The sequence below is a fragment of the Micromonospora coerulea genome, from assembly GCF_016598485.1.
GTDB lineage: Bacteria > Actinomycetota > Actinomycetes > Mycobacteriales > Micromonosporaceae > Micromonospora > Micromonospora coerulea.
This window is the reverse complement of sequence record NZ_JAEMUW010000001.1, coordinates 476,743-493,893: the sequence shown is the minus strand read 5'-3', so window position 1 is coordinate 493,893 and position 17,151 is coordinate 476,743. Positions and strand designations below refer to the sequence as shown.

The 17,151-nt window shown below is 71.4% G+C and carries 18 protein-coding genes; 1 reads left to right on the top strand and 17 read right to left on the bottom strand.

What is annotated here, in order from left to right; all coding sequences use genetic code 11:
- Positions 1–11 precede the first annotated feature (11 nt).
- The 13 genes from I8N68_RS02375 to glyA form a co-directional block, all read right to left on the bottom strand.
- On the bottom strand, positions 12–467 hold the full coding sequence (locus I8N68_RS02375; protein WP_200206903.1) for a DUF2550 domain-containing protein: 456 nt from the start codon (positions 465–467) through the stop codon (positions 12–14).
- Positions 468–479: 12 nt separating this feature from the next.
- Positions 480–758, bottom strand: coding sequence for a F0F1 ATP synthase subunit epsilon (locus I8N68_RS02370; protein WP_089012816.1), 279 nt, complete (start codon positions 756–758; stop codon positions 480–482).
- 148 nt (positions 759–906) lie between these two features.
- Positions 907–2,049: an LCP family protein gene (locus I8N68_RS02365; RefSeq protein WP_200206901.1), complete on the bottom strand. Its 1,143-nt coding sequence runs from the start codon at positions 2,047–2,049 to the stop codon at positions 907–909.
- 213 nt (positions 2,050–2,262) lie between these two features.
- Positions 2,263–3,699 carry a F0F1 ATP synthase subunit beta gene (gene atpD / locus I8N68_RS02360; protein ID WP_200206899.1) on the bottom strand — a complete coding sequence of 479 codons (1,437 nt, stop codon included), beginning with the start codon at positions 3,697–3,699 and terminating at the stop codon, positions 2,263–2,265.
- The gene (locus tag I8N68_RS02355) at positions 3,699–4,628 is read right to left on the bottom strand and encodes a F0F1 ATP synthase subunit gamma (RefSeq protein ID WP_200206897.1); all 930 of its coding nucleotides are present in this window, start codon (positions 4,626–4,628) and stop codon (positions 3,699–3,701) included. The genes atpD and I8N68_RS02355 overlap by 1 nt, the downstream gene beginning before the upstream one ends.
- 3 nt (positions 4,629–4,631) lie before the next feature.
- Entirely contained in the window at positions 4,632–6,284 is a 1,653-nt protein-coding gene (atpA, locus tag I8N68_RS02350; RefSeq protein ID WP_200206895.1) for a F0F1 ATP synthase subunit alpha, read from the bottom strand.
- Positions 6,285–6,368: 84 nt separating this feature from the next.
- A complete protein-coding gene (locus tag I8N68_RS02345) occupies positions 6,369–7,190 on the bottom strand; it encodes a F0F1 ATP synthase subunit delta (RefSeq protein ID WP_200206893.1) in 822 nt (273 codons plus the stop codon).
- Positions 7,190–7,732, bottom strand: coding sequence for a F0F1 ATP synthase subunit B (locus I8N68_RS02340; RefSeq protein WP_200206891.1), 543 nt, complete (start codon positions 7,730–7,732; stop codon positions 7,190–7,192). Before I8N68_RS02340 ends, I8N68_RS02345 begins: the two co-directional genes overlap by 1 nt.
- Before the next feature lie 29 nt (positions 7,733–7,761).
- The gene (locus I8N68_RS02335) at positions 7,762–7,992 is read right to left on the bottom strand and encodes an ATP synthase F0 subunit C (RefSeq protein ID WP_200206889.1); all 231 of its coding nucleotides are present in this window, start codon (positions 7,990–7,992) and stop codon (positions 7,762–7,764) included.
- A gap of 69 nt (positions 7,993–8,061) precedes the next feature.
- Positions 8,062–8,859: a F0F1 ATP synthase subunit A gene (gene atpB / locus I8N68_RS02330; RefSeq protein ID WP_200206887.1), complete on the bottom strand. Its 798-nt coding sequence runs from the start codon at positions 8,857–8,859 to the stop codon at positions 8,062–8,064.
- Positions 8,860–8,870: 11 nt separating this feature from the next.
- Positions 8,871–9,107: an AtpZ/AtpI family protein gene (locus tag I8N68_RS02325; RefSeq protein WP_200206886.1), complete on the bottom strand. Its 237-nt coding sequence runs from the start codon at positions 9,105–9,107 to the stop codon at positions 8,871–8,873.
- Between the two features lie 193 nt (positions 9,108–9,300).
- Positions 9,301–9,732, bottom strand: a complete 432-nt coding sequence (locus I8N68_RS02320) for a hypothetical protein (protein ID WP_200206882.1) — start codon at positions 9,730–9,732, stop codon at positions 9,301–9,303.
- The gene (gene glyA, locus I8N68_RS02315) at positions 9,725–11,014 is read right to left on the bottom strand and encodes a serine hydroxymethyltransferase (RefSeq protein ID WP_200206880.1); all 1,290 of its coding nucleotides are present in this window, start codon (positions 11,012–11,014) and stop codon (positions 9,725–9,727) included. Before glyA ends, I8N68_RS02320 begins: the two co-directional genes overlap by 8 nt.
- 33 nt (positions 11,015–11,047) lie before the next feature.
- Here glyA and I8N68_RS02310 point away from each other — a divergent pair, with 33 nt between their 5' ends.
- Positions 11,048–12,529, top strand: coding sequence for an SDR family oxidoreductase (locus tag I8N68_RS02310; RefSeq protein WP_200206878.1), 1,482 nt, complete (start codon positions 11,048–11,050; stop codon positions 12,527–12,529).
- Between the two features lie 90 nt (positions 12,530–12,619).
- Here the strand turns inward: I8N68_RS02310 and I8N68_RS02305 are convergent, their stop codons facing one another.
- The 4 genes from I8N68_RS02305 to prmC all read right to left on the bottom strand — a co-directional run bounded on the left by I8N68_RS02305 (position 12,620) and on the right by prmC (position 17,116).
- A complete protein-coding gene (locus I8N68_RS02305; protein ID WP_200206875.1) occupies positions 12,620–14,734 on the bottom strand; it encodes a transglycosylase domain-containing protein in 2,115 nt (704 codons plus the stop codon).
- 148 nt (positions 14,735–14,882) lie between these two features.
- Positions 14,883–15,494 carry an arsenate reductase/protein-tyrosine-phosphatase family protein gene (locus I8N68_RS02300; RefSeq protein ID WP_200206873.1) on the bottom strand — a complete coding sequence of 204 codons (612 nt, stop codon included), beginning with the start codon at positions 15,492–15,494 and terminating at the stop codon, positions 14,883–14,885.
- Positions 15,495–16,139: an L-threonylcarbamoyladenylate synthase gene (locus tag I8N68_RS02295; RefSeq protein WP_200206985.1), complete on the bottom strand. Its 645-nt coding sequence runs from the start codon at positions 16,137–16,139 to the stop codon at positions 15,495–15,497. It lies immediately after the preceding gene.
- Positions 16,139–17,116 (bottom strand): peptide chain release factor N(5)-glutamine methyltransferase, encoded by a 978-nt coding sequence (gene prmC / locus I8N68_RS02290; protein ID WP_200206870.1) that lies wholly within the window; start codon positions 17,114–17,116, stop codon positions 16,139–16,141. The genes I8N68_RS02295 and prmC overlap by 1 nt, the downstream gene beginning before the upstream one ends.
- Between the last annotated feature and the right edge of the window lie 35 nt (positions 17,117–17,151).

Below are 17,151 nucleotides of genomic sequence, written 5' to 3'. Positions count from 1 at the left end.
AGCGCAACCACTCAGGCGGCCGGCCAGTCCTGGGAGGCCAGACGCGGCGAGACCGCCCCGGGTGGGGCGGCCTCGAGCCAGGAGAGGAAGCCGGTGACCGTGGACCGCGCCATGGCGATCTCCACCGGGGCATGGTTACTGGTACAGCGGAGGATCACCCAGTCGGCGGGCATGGAGAGGCGCTCCTGCCCCTCGGGCAGCCGCCGGCGCTCCACGGCCAGCACCTTGCGGGAGAGCACCCGTTTGGGACGCAGAGCGAAGCTGAACATCCGATACCACCGCAGCTCGTCCCCGGCGAACCGGCCGAAGCCGGGTGACCAGCCCCGGCCGTCGAGGAGCGTGGAGACCCGGACGCTGAGCCGGATGATGCCTCCGCTGCGGGTGTAGAGGGCCCGCCGGATGAAGAGGATCAGAAGCGCGGCGAGCACGACCGCGACGCCGATTCCGATCCCTTCCACGATCTCCATCGGCGGATCGGCTCAGCGAGCCGGAGTGGCGGGCGTGGCGCTCTCGGCGAGGACCGTGACGCCCTCACCGGTCACGGAAAGAAAGCCGCCGGCGACGTCGTAGGCCACCTGCTGGCCGCCGGCCTGCTTGATGCGGACCTGGCTGGGCTCCGCGAGCTGGCCGAGCAGCGGCGCGTGGCCCGGAAGCACACCCAGCTCGCCCTCGGTCGTCCGGGCGACGACCATCTCGGCCTCACCGGACCAGACCTTCTCCTCGACGGCTACAAGCTCGACGTGAAGCTGCTGTGCCACGCTGTCTCCTTGCTGCGGCGGCGGATTGCCGAAAGTCTAGTCGCGGCCCCGAGGGCCACCCAACGCGGGTGGCGAGAGCTGCGCCACGGGGTGGCGGTGGATGTCACGCGGCGGCCCCGGCGTGCGCCGGGGCCCGCTCGCGCTCAGGTTAGCTGTTCTTCTGCTTGAAGTCGGGGTGCTCGAGCATGAACGCGTCGACCTGCTCCGTGCGGATGGCGGTGAAGAAGTCCTGGGCCGCCGGCAGCAGCCGTTCCCCCTTGTACGCCGAGCCCGTGCCGATGCCCTCACCGGGCAGCTTGATGGTCTCGATCGAGTTCGAGCGGATGTTCTTCAGGGCGATCGCGAAGTCGACCACGCTGTTGCCGCGGCCGTTGAAGACCAGCGACTGCCCGGCGGCCCGGATCACCCGGTCCAGCTTGATCGGATTGGTCACCACGTCGGCGCTGAACGCCTGGTCGACCATCGCCTTGATGAACTGCTGCTGGTGCCGCTGCCGGCCGTAGTCGGCGTCCGGCACACCGTTCTTCGGGTAACGCTGCCGGACGTAGTCCAGCGCCTGCCAGCCGTCGAGGTGCGCGTTGCCCTTCTTGTACTCGGCCTGCGGGCCGAGGTATCCCCCGCCGCCCGGCCGGAGCTCGCGCATGGTGCCGTCCGGCTTGCGGTGCTCGGAGCGGACGTCGCGCTCGATGTACATGTCGACGCCGCCCATCGCGTCGACGATCTTCTTGAAGCCGGTGAAGTTGATGATCGCGCCGGCGTCGAAGCGCTCGATTCCGGTGACCTCCTGCACGGTATTCGCGAGCAACTCGAAGCCCTGCGCGGCGCTCGGGTTCTGGCCCGGGACCCGGCTGCCGAACGACATGGCGGCGTTCAGCTTGTCGGTGCGGCCCGCGAAGTCCGCCTTGGGGAACGCCGGAATGTCGACCCGCAGGTCCCGGGGCAGCGAGAAGAGGTAGCCGCGGTCCATCCCGGCCGGCACGTGCAGGATCATGATCGAGTCCGCCAGCGGCGGGGTCTCCGGGTTGCGGGGGTCGATGCCGACCAGCAGGATGTTCAGCGGGCCCTTGATGTTGCTCTTCCGCTCCTGCGCGCCGGCGGCCTGGTCACCGAAGAGGTCGCCCTTGCCGACCGCGCCCTCGTAGCGCGACAGCAGCGCCTCGTAGCCCACCAGCACCGCGCCGCTGAGCAGCATGAGGACCACGCCGAAGGCGGTGCAGAGGCGGGCCCAGCGGGGTACCCCCCGCCAGAAGGACCGCTTGCCGCCGTCCGTGCCGGCCTTACCCACGAGCATCTCCAATCGTCACGCCCACGACTGGAAGACGGGCGCACGGGACCGTTTCGTTGCAGAGATCCACGCTCAGAACGTGAGCGTCGTGCCACGAACGTTACCCCGCGTTCCAGCGAACCGCTTGCCCCAGAAGCGGACATCTGCTAGCACCGGCCCCGAACGGAGAGGGGCCACCCCGGCTGACGCCGGGGTGGCCCCTCTGGGTGTGACCGAGGTCTAACCCTCCATCAGCTCCTTGGCCTTGGCCTCGAGGTCCTCGAGACCGCCGCACATGAAGAACGCCTGCTCGGGGAAGTGGTCGTACTCGCCCTCGCTGATCTTCTTGAACGCCTCGATGGTCTCGGCGATCGGCACCGTCGAGCCCGGCACGCCGGTGAACTGCTCGGCGGCGTAGGTGTTCTGCGACAGGAAGCGCTCGATCCGCCGGGCGCGCTGCACGGTGATCTTGTCTTCCTCGGAGAGCTCCTCGATACCGAGGATTGCGATGATGTCCTGCAGGTCCTTGTAGCGCTGCAGGATCCGCTTCACCTCGGTGGCCACCGCGAAGTGCTCCTGGCCGACGAACTCCGGGGCGAGGATCCGGGACGAGGACGCCAGCGGGTCCACGGCCGGGTAGATGCCCTTGTCGGAGATCGACCGCTCCAGGTTGGTGGTCGCGTCCAGGTGGGCGAACGTGGTGGCCGGCGCCGGGTCGGTGTAGTCGTCGGCGGGCACGTAGATCGCCTGCATCGAGGTGATGGCCTGGCCCCGGACGGAGGTGATCCGCTCCTGGAGCTCGCCCATCTCGTCGGCCAGGGTCGGCTGGTAACCCACGGCGCTCGGCATCCGGCCGAGCAGCGTGGAGACCTCGGAACCGGCCTGGGTGAAGCGGAAGATGTTGTCGATGAAGAGCAGCACCTCCTGCTTCTTCACGTCGCGGAAGTACTCCGCCATGGTCAGCGCGGACAGCGCCACCCGCAGCCGGGTGCCCGGCGGCTCGTCCATCTGGCCGTAGACCAGCGCGGTCTTGTCGATGACGCCGGACTCGGTCATCTCGGCGATCAGGTCGTTGCCCTCGCGGGTGCGCTCACCCACGCCGGCGAAGACCGAGGTGCCGCCGAAGTTGCGGGCCACCCGGGTGATCATCTCCTGGATGAGCACCGTCTTGCCCACGCCCGCGCCGCCGAACAGGCCGATCTTGCCGCCCTTGACGTACGGGGCGAGCAGGTCGATGACCTTGATGCCGGTCTCCAGCATCTCGGTCTTCGGCTCCAGGTCCGCGAAGGCCGGGGCCTTGCGGTGGATCTGCCAGTGGTCGTCCGGCGTGAGCGTCTCGCCCTCGGTGAGGTTGAGGACCTCGCCGATCGCGTTGAACACGTGGCCCTTGACCGCGTCGCCCACCGGAACCTTGATCCCCGAGCCGGTGTCGCGCACCTCCGAACCACGGACCAGGCCGTCGGTCGGCTGCATCGAGATGGCGCGGACCATGTTGTCACCCAGGTGCTGGGCGACCTCCAGGGTCAGCTTCTTCTCGCCGCCGGAGAGCGTCACGTTCACGTGCAGGGCGTTGAACAGGGCCGGCATGGCGTCGCGCGGGAACTCGGCGTCGACGACCGGGCCGATGACCCGGACCACGCGACCCGTGGCCGTCTTGGTCTCTACTGGGGCAGTCATCACACTTCACTTCCCGACGCGGCCAGCGCGTTCGCGCCGCCGACGATCTCGCTGATCTCCTGGGTGATCCCGGCCTGGCGGGCCGAGTTCATCTCACGCGTGTACTTCTCGATCATGTCTTCGGCGTTGTCGGTGGCGCTCTTCATCGCCCGCCGCCGGGCCGCCGACTCGCTCGCCGCCGACTCGATCAACGCCGCGTAGATCCGCGTGTTGATGTACTTCGGCAGCAGCGCGTCGAGCAGCGCCTCCGCCTCCGGCTCGAACTCGTACGCCGGCAGCAGCCCCTCGGACCGCGGCCGGTCCTCGACCTGCATCGGGCCGATGATCTTCGCGACCGGAGTCTGGGTCATCAGGGAGTGGAACTCGGTGTAGACGATGTGCAACTCGTCGATCCCGACGATCCCGTCCGCCCCGGCGCTTCCGTCCGTGTCGTCCGCGCCGGCCGAGAACGCCTTGATCAGCGTCTCGCCCACCTCGCGGGCGTCGGCGAAGGACGGCTGCTCGGAGAAGCCCGTCCAGCTCGCCGCGATCTCCCGGTTGCGGAACCGGTAGAACCCGACGCCCTTGCGCCCGATCACGTAGAGCACCGGCTCCTTGCCGTCGGCTTGGAGCCGGGCGATCAGCGACTCCGCCGTCCTGATCGCGCTGGAGCTGTAGCCGCCGGCCAGGCCCCGGTCGCTGGTGACCAGCAGGACGCCCGCCCGCCGCACCTGCTCGCGCGGGGTGAGCAGCGGGTGGTCGATCCGCGCGTTGGACGCCAGCGCCGTGAGCACGCCGGTGATGGCCCGGGCGTACGGCAGGGACGCCTCCACCCGGGCCTGGGCCTTGGCGATCCGGCTCGTCGCCACGAGTTCCATCGCCTTGGTGATCTTCTTCATGGACTTCGCCGAGCGGATCCGTTGACGAAGAACGCGAACCTGGGCCGCCATGGATCAGCTCTCGGCCGGGCGGTCGGTCGTGCCGTCGCGGAAGCGGGTCACCGTCTCGCGGTTCTCCTCGCCCGCCAGAGGCTTCGCGGCGGGCTCGTTGATCCGCTGCTCGTCCTCCTTGCCCAGGAAGATCTGCTTGAACTCGGTGATGGCCGAGTCCAGCGAGCCGATGATGTCGTCGTCCCACTTGTTGTCGGCGATCGCCAGCAGGACGCCCTCGTGCTTGTGGCGCAGGTACTGGAGGAACTCCGACTCGAAGCGGCGGACCTCGCCCACCGGGATGTCGTCCAGCTTGCCCTCGGTGCCGGCCCAGACCGAGACGACCTGGTCCTGCACCGGGAACGGCGAGTAGTTCGGCTGCTTGAGCAGCTCGACCAGGCGGGCGCCGCGGTCCAGCTGGGCGCGGGAGGCCTTGTCCAGGTCGGAGGCGAAGGCGGCGAACGCCTCCAGCTCGCGGAACTGGGCCAGGTTGAGCCGCAGCGAACCGGCGACCTTCTTCATCGGCTTCACCTGCGCGGCGCCACCGACCCGGGAGACCGAGGTGCCGACGTTGATGGCCGGCCGGACGCCCTGGTTGAACAGGTCGGTCTCGAGGAAGATCTGGCCGTCGGTGATCGAGATGACGTTGGTCGGGATGAAGGCCGAGATGTCATTGGCCTTCGTCTCGATGATCGGCAGACCGGTCATCGAGCCGCCGCCCAGCTCGTCGGAGAGCTTCGCGCAGCGCTCCAGCAGGCGGGAGTGCAGGTAGAAGACGTCACCCGGGTACGCCTCGCGGCCCGGCGGGCGACGCAGCAGCAGGGACACGGCGCGGTACGCCTCGGCCTGCTTGCTCAGGTCGTCGAAGACGATCAGGACGTGCTTGCCGCCGTACATCCAGTGCTGCCCGATGGACGAGCCGGTGTACGGGGCGAGGTACTTGAAGCCGGCCGGGTCGGAGGCCGGGGAGGCGACGATGGTGGTGTACTCCATCGCGCCCGCCTCCTCCAGGATGCCCTTGATCGAGGCGATCGTGGAGGCCTTCTGGCCGATGGCGACGTAGATGCAGCGGACCTGCTTCTTCGGGTCGCCGGAGCGCCAGTTGTCCCGCTGGTTGAGGATGGTGTCCAGGGCGACCGTGGTCTTACCGGTCTTGCGGTCACCGATGATCAGCTGGCGCTGGCCCCGACCGACCGGGGTCATGGCGTCGATCGCCTTGATACCGGTCTGCAGCGGCTCGTCGACGGACTGCCGGGCCATCACGTTCGGTGCCTGGAGCTCCAGCTCGCGGAAGCCCTCGTTGGAGATGTCGCCGAGGCCGTCGATCGGCTGGCCGAGCGCGTTGACCACGCGGCCGAGGAAGGCGTCGCCGACCGGCACCGACAGCACCCGGCCGGTGCGCTTGACGCGCTGCCCCTCCTCCAGCTTGGCGGAGTCACCGAGAACGACGACACCGATCTCCCGGACGTCGAGGTTCAGCGCCACGCCGAGCGTGCCGTCCTCGAACTCCAGGAGCTCGTTGGTCATGGTCGAGGGCAGGCCCTCGACGTGGGCGATGCCGTCACCGGTGTCGGCGACGGTGCCGACCTCCTCGCGGGAGACGTCGGTCGAGTAGGAGGAGACGTAGCGCTCCAGGGCGCCACGGATCTCCTCCGTCGAGATGGTCAGCTCGGCCATCCTCTGCTTCCTTAAGTATCAGGGGCCCGGGATACCTAGTACCGACCGGTCCGATGGCGTCGAATCAGGGCTGTAGAGCGCTGGTCAGCGCTTCGCGAGCGCGTTGCGGGTCTCGTTGAGGCGGCGCAGGACGGTGCCGTCGTACAGGTCGGAACCGACCCGCACGCTCACCCCACCGAGCACCTCGGGGTTCACCGTCTGCTTGACGGCAACCTCTCGACCGTACATCTCGGAGAGGCGGGCACCCAGGCGTCGCTCCTCCTCGTCACTCAGCGGGGCAGCCACGGTCACGTACGCGACCTGGCGGTCCCGCCGGTCGGCGGCCAACTCGACCAGCCGGGTGAGCGCTCCGGTGAAGGAGCGTCCCCCGAACCCGCCGAGCGCCACCTCGACGAGGCGGACGGTGACCGGCCGGGCCTTGCCGGCGAGCAGCTCCCGGGCCAGTTCGGCCCGCCGCGCGACCGGCGCGATCGGGTCGGCGAGCGCGTTGGAGAGCGCCGACTGACCGGCGACGACCTGCCCGAAGCGGAACAGCTCGTCCTCGACCTCGCCGAGGTCACCGGCGGAGTCGGCGCTGGCCAGCAGCGCCTCGATGCCCAGCCGCTCGGTGCCGCCGAGCAGTTCCGACGGCGCCGACCAGCGGCCGGCGACCAGCGAGGCGAGCAGGTCCAGCGCCTCGGCGCCGATCTTGCCCCGCAGCATCTCGCCGAGCAGACCGGAGCGGTCGACACCGGAGCGGCCCGGGTCGGAGAGCGCCCGGCGCAGCCGCGGCTCGCGCCGCAGCAGGTCGGCGACGGAGAGAAGGTCGTCGGCGGTGGCGGCCACCGCCGACGGCTCCGCGCCGCGAACGTACGTGTCGAGGTGCTCGGCCGCGACCTTGTACGACTCCCGGCTGGCGGCCTGCATCAGCGGGCCCCCGCGCTCTCGAGACCGCTCAGGAACCGGTCCACGGTGCCCTTGCGCCGCGCCTCGTCGGCCAGCGACTCGCCGACGATCTTGCTGGCCAGGTCCACCGCGATGGTGCCGACCTCGGTGCGCAGCTCGCGCACGATGGTGGCCCGCTCCGCGGCGAGCTGGTCCTTGCCGGCCGCGATGATCCGGTCGGACTCCTCGCGCGCCTTGGCGAGGATGTCCTGACGGATGCCCTCGGCGTCGGCCCGGGCGTCGTCGCGGATCTTGGCGGCGTCGGTACGCGCCTCGGCGAGCTGGGCCCGGTACTGCTCGAGCAGCTGGTTCGCCTCGGCCTGGGCGGCCTCGGCGCGCTTGATGCCGCCCTCGATCGCGTCGACCCGAGCCTGGAACGTCTGCTCCATGCGCGGGAAGACGAACTTCATCAGCACGTAGCAGAGCACGATGAAGGCGATCCCACCGACCACGATCTCCTGCCAGGCGGGAATGATCGGGTTGTGGGCGGCCGTTTCACCACCCTCAGCGGCGAGGAAGTACATGGGAAAACCTCCCGGTCAGAGGGGCTGGATCAGGCGCCGGCCCAGATGAAGCCGAAGGCGATGCCCAGCAGCGCCAGGGCCTCGATGACGGCGAAGCCGATCCAGACGTACGGAAGGGTCATCCGCGACGACTCCGGCTGGCGGGCGGTCGACTGGATGTAGGCCGAGAAGACCAGGCCGACGCCGATGCCCGGGCCGATGGCCGCGAGACCGTAGCCGATGGCGGCGGTGCTGCCCTCTACCGCGGCGAGAACGTCCATTGGTTTGGTTCCTCCTGGTTATCACGCGTGACGGTCACGCGGGACGACAACGGTTTGGTGCGAAGTGGATCAGTGTTCTTCGGCGAGCGCGCCCTGCACGTAGCTGGCGGTCAGCACCGTGAAGACGTACGCCTGCAGACAGATCACCAGGAATTCGAGGAAGGTGAGCGCGATGGTCATCACCCAGGACAGCACCGACACGGGTGCCAGCCAGGCGGTGGCGTTGAGCATCGCGAAGCCGCCGAGCGTGAAGACCAGCAGGAGCATGTGGCCGGCGAACATGTTCGCGAAGAGACGGACGGCCAGCGAGAACGGCCGGACCAGGAAGGTCGAGAAGAACTCGATCGGGATCAGCAACGGCAGGATGTACCAGGGTGCCGGCGGGATCAGAGAGTTCTTGACGTACTTCACGAAGCCGTGGTGCCGAATGCCGATCCAGTTGAACAGCACGTAGCTGATCACGGCGAGGAAGGCCGGGAAGGCGATGTGCGAGTTCGGCGAGATCTGGAAGAACGGGATGATCGCGAACGCGTTCGTCAGCAGGACGAAGCAGAAGAGCGTGGTGAAGTACGGCGCGAACCGCACCCCCTGGTGCCCGATCATGTCGACCGCGATGTTGTTCCGCACGAAGCCGTAGATCGACTCGGCGAACCACTGCTTCTTGGTCGGCACCAGCTGCGGCTTCCGGTAGCTGGCCAGGAAGAAGATGATCAGGACGCCGACGGCGAGCCAGACCATGGCCGTGATCTTGGTGAACCAGTACGTGTCGTGCGCACCCCAGGGCAGGATGCTGGGCAGGTAGAAGTCCTCCACACTGGGTGGGAATTCCGCCTGGCCCTGAGCCAGGACGTTCGCCTGTCCGAACACCGCGTCCCTTCCTAAGTAGGCGTGCCGAGTCGGCGGACGACCAGGACGATTCCCCCGGCCATGCCGAGCACGACGCCGATACCGGTGGCGATGCCACCGGAGTCGAGCCACTGGTCGACCAGCCAGCCGATGAAACCCCAGACGAGCATGCCCCCGATGAGGTACGAGAGCGCGGTCCAACCCTGGCCGGCACCGGACGGAACGTCGTCCGAGCCGCCAGTGTTTGGGGGTTTCTGGTCACCGGCCATGACGGGGCGAACGATATCAGTCGAGGAGACGAGGCTGTGCCTCACCCCCCGCACAACCTGGTTGTGTGGGAAACGGGTGGGCGAAGTCGTCTGGAGGCACGCTACTCCCCTGCCGCCACTGAGAGAATGACCGATCACGGACACACCGGCGTGCCGTCCGAAGGTTGGGACGACGCCCGGCGACCGCGCCCGGTCAGCGGCGGACGCGTCGCGCGTGCACGGTGGCCAGCCACCAGATGTGCACGCCGGTCCAGATCACCACACCGGCGGCGATGCCGAGGCAGAACGGGACCAGCCCGCCCCAGCCGGTCGACGCCACCCCGACCATCACCGCGCCGAGCAGGCTGATCTTGGCGACGTACACGCCCAGGCCGAACGGCAGCACCAGCTGCGGGTCGCGGGCGTCGGCCCAGGCCAGCACCACTGTGGTGAGCGTGTAGCTGAGCGCGGTGACGGCCACCCCGGCCGCCGCGCCGAGCGCGCCGTCCGCCCCCCGGGTCACCCCGCCGACCACCGCCGCCGCCGTGGCCAGCAGCGCCGACGCAATCAGCAGCACCGGCAGGTGGCGCAGCCGCCAGCCACGGTCCGCGGCCGCCTCCGCCGCGCGCGTCCCGGGCTCAGCCACGGGGGTACGCCGGGAAGGCGGTGACCAGCTCGGTCACGTCGGTGGCGATCCGGCTCAGCTCGTCGGCGCCCCCGGGGGCCGCCGGATCGGTCCGTACCGCGCGGGCGATCAGCGCGGCGATCCGGCGCATCTCCCCCTCGCGCATGCCCTGGGTGGTGACGCACGGGGTGCCCACCCGGATGCCCGAGGCGACCATCGGCGGCTGCGGGTCGTACGGGATGGCGTTCTTGTTCAGGGTGATCGCGGCGGCGTCGCAGCGGACCTCGGCGTCGGCGCCGGTCACCCCGAGCTCGCGCAGGTCGATCAGGGTCAGGTGGGTGTCGGTGCCGCCGGAGACCGGCCGCATCCCCTCGTCGGCCAGCCCGGCGGCGAGCGCCTGGGCGTTGCCGACCACCTGGGCGGCGTACGCCCGGAACTCGGGCTGGGCGGCCTCGCGCAGCGCGACGGCCTTGGCGGCGACGGCGTGCATCAGGGGGCCGCCCTGGGTGAACGGGAAGACCGCCTTGTCGATCCGGGACGCCAGCGACTCCCGGCAGAGGATCATGCCGCCGCGCGGGCCGCGCAGCACCTTGTGCGTGGTGGCGCAGACGACGTCGGCGTACGGCACCGGGGACGGGATGGCCCGCCCGGCGACCAGCCCGATGAAGTGCGCCGCGTCGACCATCAGGTACGCGCCGACCTCGTCGGCGATCTCCCGGAACCGGGCGAAGTCGATCAGCCGGGAATAGGCGGTGGCACCACAGATAATCATCTTGGGGCGATGCGCCCGGGCCAGCTCGCGCACCTCGTCGTAGTCGATCAGCTCGGTGTCCGGACGGACGGTGTAGCCGACGGTGTGGAACCACTTGCCGGAGAAGTTCACCCGGCTGCCGTGGGTGAGGTGGCCGCCGTGCGGCAGGCCCATCGCCAGCACGGTGTCCCCCGGCTGCACCAGCGCCGCGTACGCGGCCAGGTTGGCGCTGGCGCCGGAGTGCGGCTGGAGGTTCGCGTGCTCGGCGTCGAAGAGCTCCTTCGCCCGGGCGACGCCGATCTCCTCGGCCCGGTCCACCTCGGCGCAGCCGCCGTAGTAGCGCCGGCCCGGGTAGCCCTCGGCGTACTTGTTGGTCAGCGTCGAACCGAGCGCGGCGAGCACCGCCGGAGACGTGAGGTTCTCGCTGGCGATCAGTTGCAGGCCGCCGCGCAGCCGCTCCAGCTCGCCCAGCACCACCCCGGCGATCTCCGGGTCGACGATGCTGAGCTGCTGGAAGTCCGGCCCCCAGAAGGTGTTCCTCGCGTTCTCCACAGCGAAGGAGTCTATGGGGCCACACTGTGAGTCGTGCGATGCCTCGTCACCGGAGCCACGGGTTACCTCGGCGGGCGCCTCGCGCCCCGGCTGCTGGCGGACGGGCACACCGTACGCTGCCTGGCCCGCCACGCCGGCCGGCTGCGCGACGTGCCCTGGGCGTCCCGGACCGAGATCGCCGAGGGCGACCTGCGCAAGCCGGAGACGCTGCCGGCCGCGTTCGCCGGCGTGGACGTGGCGTACTACCTGGTGCACTCGCTCGGCCAGGCCGACTTCGAGGCCGCCGACCGGGAGGCCGCCACCAACTTCGCAGCGGCGGCCCGCGCGGCCGGCGTACGGCGGATCGTCTACCTCGGCGGGCCGGAGCCGGCGGCGGACCACGAGGTCCCGTCGCCGCACCTGCGGTCCCGGGCCGAGGTGGCGCGGATCCTGCTGGCCAGCGGCGTGCCCACCGCGGTGCTGCGGGCCGCGGTCATCATCGGGTCCGGGTCGGCCTCGTTCGAAATGCTGCGCTACCTGACCGAGCGGCTGCCCGCCATGGTCACCCCGCGCTGGGTGCGCAACCGGATCCAGCCGATCGCGGTCCGCGACGTGCTGCGCTACCTGACCGGCTGCGCGGACCTGCCGCCCGAGGTGAACCGGGCGTTCGACATCGGCGGCCCGGACGTGCTGACCTTCCAGGAGATGATGCAGCGGTACGCGCGGGTGGCCGGGCTGCGCCGGCGGATCGTGCTGCCGGTGCGGGCGCTGACGCCCTCGCTCTCCTCGCACTGGGTCGGCTGGGTCACCCCGGTGCCGAACTCGATCGCCCGCCCGCTGGTGGAGAGCCTGATCCAGGAGGCGGTCACCCACGAGCACGACATCGCCCGGTACGTCCCGGACCCGCCCGGCGGGCTGACCGGCTTCGACCAGGCGGTCGCCCTGGCCCTGGCCAAGGTGCGCGACGCGGAGGTGGAGACCCGCTGGTCGACCGCGAGCGGGCCGGACGCGTCGGCCGAGCCGCTGCCCACCGACCCGAAGTGGTCCGGCGGCACGGTCTACACCGACATGCGGGAGCGGACGGTCAGCGCCTCGCCGGCCGCGCTCTGGCGGGTCATCGAGGGGGTCGGCGGTGAGCACGGCTGGTACTCGTTCCCGCTGGCCTGGTCGGTGCGGGGCTGGCTGGACCGGCTGATCGGAGGGGTGGGGCTGCGCCGGGGCCGGCGCGACCCGCACCACCTCCAGATCGGCGAGGCGCTGGACTTCTGGCGGGTCGAGGAGATCGTCCCCGGCGAACTGCTGCGGCTGCGCGCCGAGATGCGGCTGCCCGGCCGGGCCTGGCTGGAGATGCGCGCCGAGCCGACCGGCGACGGCCACAGCCGCTACGTCCAGCGCGCCGTATTCCTCCCCCGCGGCCTGCCTGGCCACCTCTACTGGGGCTCGGTCGCCCCGTTCCACGCCATCGTCTTCGGCGGCATGGCCCGCAACATCGCCCGCGGCGCCGAACAGGACACCCCCACCTCCCACCCCGTCTGACCCCCGCCCGCGATCCTGCAGTTGGGTCGGTGATCCGCCCCTTCTGCCCTTGCCGAGACCCGGGATGCAAGGTCGACGGGGTGGGGTGGGTCAGTTGGTGGTGCGGGGGGCGGTCACGTTGTAGGCGATGGACTGGTTGGGGGGGACGAAGTCCAGGACCGGCTGGTCGCGAAGGGCGTAGGCGAGCAGGCGGCCCACGGCGGTGATCTGCCGGGTCTGCACGCCGCCGCCGACGGCGTCCCGGGGATCGTCCGGGTTGGCCGCGACGGTGGCGACCGCGAGCTGCGGGGTGAAGGCGACGACGATCTCCGTGGCGTTCCCCTCCGAGCTGCCGGTCTTGCCGGCCAGCGGCCGACGCAGCCCGGGCCCGAGCTCCTCGGCGGTGCCGCCGTCGCAGCGCCGGTACATCGACTGGTCGCCGACCGGGCAGCGGGCCGCGTCCACCGCCGCCCGGGCCACCTCGGTGTCGAGCACCTGCCGGCAGTCCGGCTCCCCGGCGGCCACCTTCCGCCCGGCGCCGTCGCTGATCGAGGTGACCGGGGTGGGCGCGCACCAGGTTCCTTCGGCCGCCAACGTGGCGTACGCGTTGGCCAGGTCCAGCGGGGTCGTGGCGGCGACGCCGAGGGTGAACGGCCCCCACTCCTTCGCGCCGTACCGGGCCAGCCCGGCGTCCTCCTTCGCGCGCAGCACCATGCCGAGCCGCTCCGCCATCTCCACCACCCGGTCCGCGCCGACCTTCTGGGTCAGCCAGGCGAAGTAGGTGTTCACCGAGCGGCCGAAGGCGCTCCACATGGTCTGGTCGCCGTCCATCCACCCCGGGCTGGCATTCCTCGGGCACCAGTAGCCACCGCAGCTCGCCGGGCCGGGCCCGACCTGGTAGTCGGTGACGATCTGGCTCGGCGCGTCGAAGGTGGTGTTCAGCGGCAGCCCCGACTCCAGGGCGGCCAGCAGGGCGAAGAGCTTGAACGTGGAGCCCCCCTGATAGCCGACGATCCCGCCGCCGCCGGCCACCAGTTGGTTGACCGTGTTCGGGTAGTTCCGCTGCCCGGGCGGGTTGGCCGCCACGCCGAAGTTCCGGTTCACCGCCATCGCCAGCACCCGGCCGGTGCCCGGCTGCACCACGGCCGTCGGCGCGGCGCGCTTGTTGGTCACCGGGTAGATCCCCAGCACCTGCTGGGTGGCCGTGCGCTGCACACCCGGGTCGAGCGAGGAGACGATCCGGAAGCCGCCGCGGCGCAGCGTACGCTGCCGCTCGTCGGCGGAGGCACCGAACGCCGCCTGGGCCTTCCACCACTGCATGAACCAGTCGCAGAAGAAGCCCCAGTCGTTGTGCTCCGCGGGCACCGCCGCGCAGTCGTTCGGGGTCTCGCTGGGCCGCAGGTCGAGCTGCTCGCTCTTGGCCCGCGCGGCGTCGGCGGCGGCGAGCTGGCCGGTCTGCACCATCCGGTCCAGCACGTACGCCCGGCGGCCCAGCGCCGCGTCGGCGTCCCCGTTGATCGGGTCGTCGCTGTCCGGCGCGCGGACCAGCCCGGCGAGCAGGGCCGACTGGGCCAGGGTCAGGTGCGCCGGGTCGGTGGAGAAGTACCGCTTGCTGGCCGCCGCGATGCCGTACGCGCCGGCGCCGAAGTAGGCGATGTTCAGGTACCGGGTGAGGATCTGGTCCTTGCCCAGCTCGCGTTCCAGGGACAGCGCGTAGCGCATCTCCCGGATCTTGCGGCCGGCGGTGATCTCGGTGGCCCGGGCCCGCTGCTCCTCGGTCAACCGGGGATCGCTGGCCAGCGCGTTACGGACGTACTGCATGGTCAGCGTCGAGGCGCCCTGCCGGGTCGTGCCGTCGCGCCGGTTGACGGTGAAGGCCCGGACCACGCCCCGGACGTCCACCCCGTGGTGCTGGTAGAACCGGACGTCCTCGGCGGCCAGGATGGCCTGCCGCATCACCGGGGCCACCTGGCTCACCGGCACGTCCACCCGGTCCTCCACGTAGAAGGAGGTGATCAGGGTGCGGCCGTCGTTGGCGTACAGGTTGGACCGCTGCGCGGGCTGCGGCGTCCGCAGCGACTCGGGCAGCTCCGAGTAGGGCAGCAACCCCTTGAAGCCGAGCCCGAACACCAGCGCCGCCGGCAGCGCGGCCGCGGCCAGGGCCAGCCCGGCCAGCACGCCGGCGAGCAGGACGGTGAACAACTTGTCGAGATGGGCCCGGTTCATCAGCTCTCCCCGCAGGAGCCGTTCACGTTCGGACCCGTTCAGAATGACCGGAAACGGCCGTTAGGCCGCCTTCTTCCTCAAAACACGCAGAAAATTCGCGGAGAAGGATGAAGGTGGACAGAACCCCAGCGCCGGGGGCCCGGACGGCTCAGGTCAGCAGCACGCCGGCCAGCGGGTGGACCGTCTCCTCGATCTCGTCGGCCACCCGGCTGAAGCACTGGTCGCCGCGACCCCACGGGTCGTCGAGGTCGTCGCCGGGCAGCGCGGAGGCGCCCTGCCGGGCCGCGTCGGCGGCGGCCACCAGGGCCACCCCACGGGCGTACACGGCGTCCGGGGTGGCCTCGACCGCGGGCAGCCCGGTGGCGTCCACCGCGGCCAGCAGCCGGCCGAACTCGCCCAGCACGAAGGTGCGCGCCGCCGCGTCCGGACGCAACGCCACCACGTACTCCTGCTGGTCGGCGGTGGCGGTGAGGACCAGGTCGGCGGCGTCGATCAGGTCCGAGCGGAGCTTGCGGGCGGCGAACCCGGCCACGTCACCGCCGCGGGAGAGCACCTGCCGGGCCGCCGGCGGGTTCATCTCCTCGCCCGCGTGCCAGCCGCCGGTGCCGGCGCTGTGGCTGTGCAGCAGTTCGTCGGAGCGGGTCGGATCGACCCCCAGCCGGCCCAGCCGCTCCCGCACCGCGAGCAGCAGCAGCCGCTCCGCCATCGGGGAGCGGCAGATGTTGCCCATGCACACGTGCAGGACGGTGAACGGCGGCACTCAGACCCCCCGCTCGTCGAGGATGTCCGGCACCACGTCGCGCAGCTTCACCAGCGGAACCGCGCCCTGGCGGAGCACCCGGGGCACCTCACCGGTGAGGTCGACGATGGTGCTCGGCACCGGGTCCACGGCGGGGCCGGCTTCCAGGTACGCCCGGACCGAGTAGCCGAGCTGGTCGCGGGCCTCCTCCGCGGTGACCGCGGCCGGCTGGCCGACCTTGTTGGCCGACGCCACCGCCATCGGGCCGGTCTCCCGCAACACCTCCAGCGCCACCGGGTGCAGCGGCATCCGCACCGCCACCGTGCCGCTGGAGTCGCCCAGGTCCCAGGCCAGGCTGGGCGAGTGTTCCACCACGATGGTCAGGGCCCCCGGCCAGAACGCCTCGACCAGGTCCCGCGCGGCGCGGGGCAGGGAGAAGACCAGGCCGTCCAGGGTGTGCCGGGAACCGATCAGCACCGGGGGCGCCTGCCGCGAGCCGCCCTTGGCGTCCGCGAGCGCCTTCACCGCGTACGGGGTGAAGGCGTCCGCGCCGATCCCGTAGACCGTGTCGGTCGGCAGGACGACCAGTTCGCCGTTCTTGACCGCCTCGATGGCAGCGGCGATGCCGCGGTCCCGGTCGGCGGGCGACCGACAGTCGTAGAGCATCACGAGGAGCCAGTCTGCCACGCCGGGTCGCCGGCGGCGTGCTGGCCGTCCGCGCGGCGGGACGCGGTGGCGAACCGGGGCCGGTCAACCAGGTCCCGGTGCTCCGCCACGGCGACGAACCGGCCGTCCGCGGCGAGCAGCCCGGGCACCGCCGCGCCGTGCGTGTCGTCGTGCTCGATGCCGAGGGCCCCACCCGGTCGCAGCAGCTCGGCCGCCCGGGCGATCACCGGCCGGATCACCGTCAGCCCGTCGGCGCCGGCGAAGACCGCCTCGTCCGGGTCGTGACCGGCCACCTCCGGCGGCACCGGCACCGAGCGCGGCACGTAGGGCGGGTTGCACAGCAGCACGTCGACCCGGCCGACCAGGTCGGCGAGCAGCCCCGGGTCGGTGACGTCGGCGGCCACCACCTCGATCGGGGTGTCCCCCGCGGCGGCCCGGTCGGCGGCGTTGCGCCGCAGCCAGGCCAGCGCCGCGGGGGACCGCTCGACCGCGACCACCCGGGCCGCCGGCAGCTCCTGGGCGACGGCGAGCGCGATCGCGCCCGAGCCGCTGCACAGGTCCACCACCAGCGGCGCGCCCCGCCGCCGCCCCTGCTCGACGCCCCAGCCGGCGAGCAGCTCGGTCTCCGGCCGGGGCACGAAGACCCCCGGGCCGACCGCCAGCCCCAGGTGCCGGAAGCCGGCGACGCCGGTGAGGTGCTGCAACGGCTCCCGGGCGACCCGCCGGGCGACCAGCGCGTCGAACCGGCCCAGGTCGTCGGCGGCGAAGCCGCCGGCCAGGGCCAGCCGACCCCGGGGCACCCCGAGCACGTACGCGGCCAGCAGCTCCGCCTCCGCCCGGGGCGCCGCCACCCCCGCCGCGGCGAGGGCCTGGGCCGCCCGAGCGATCGCCCGTGAGGGCCGCTCGCGTTCTGTCCCTTCGGAGGGGTGTTGCGGGAGGGAGGTCACGACATAATCATGAAGCGTCGCGGGTGACATCACGAGCAGGTGGGTCCGGACGCACACCGACAGGG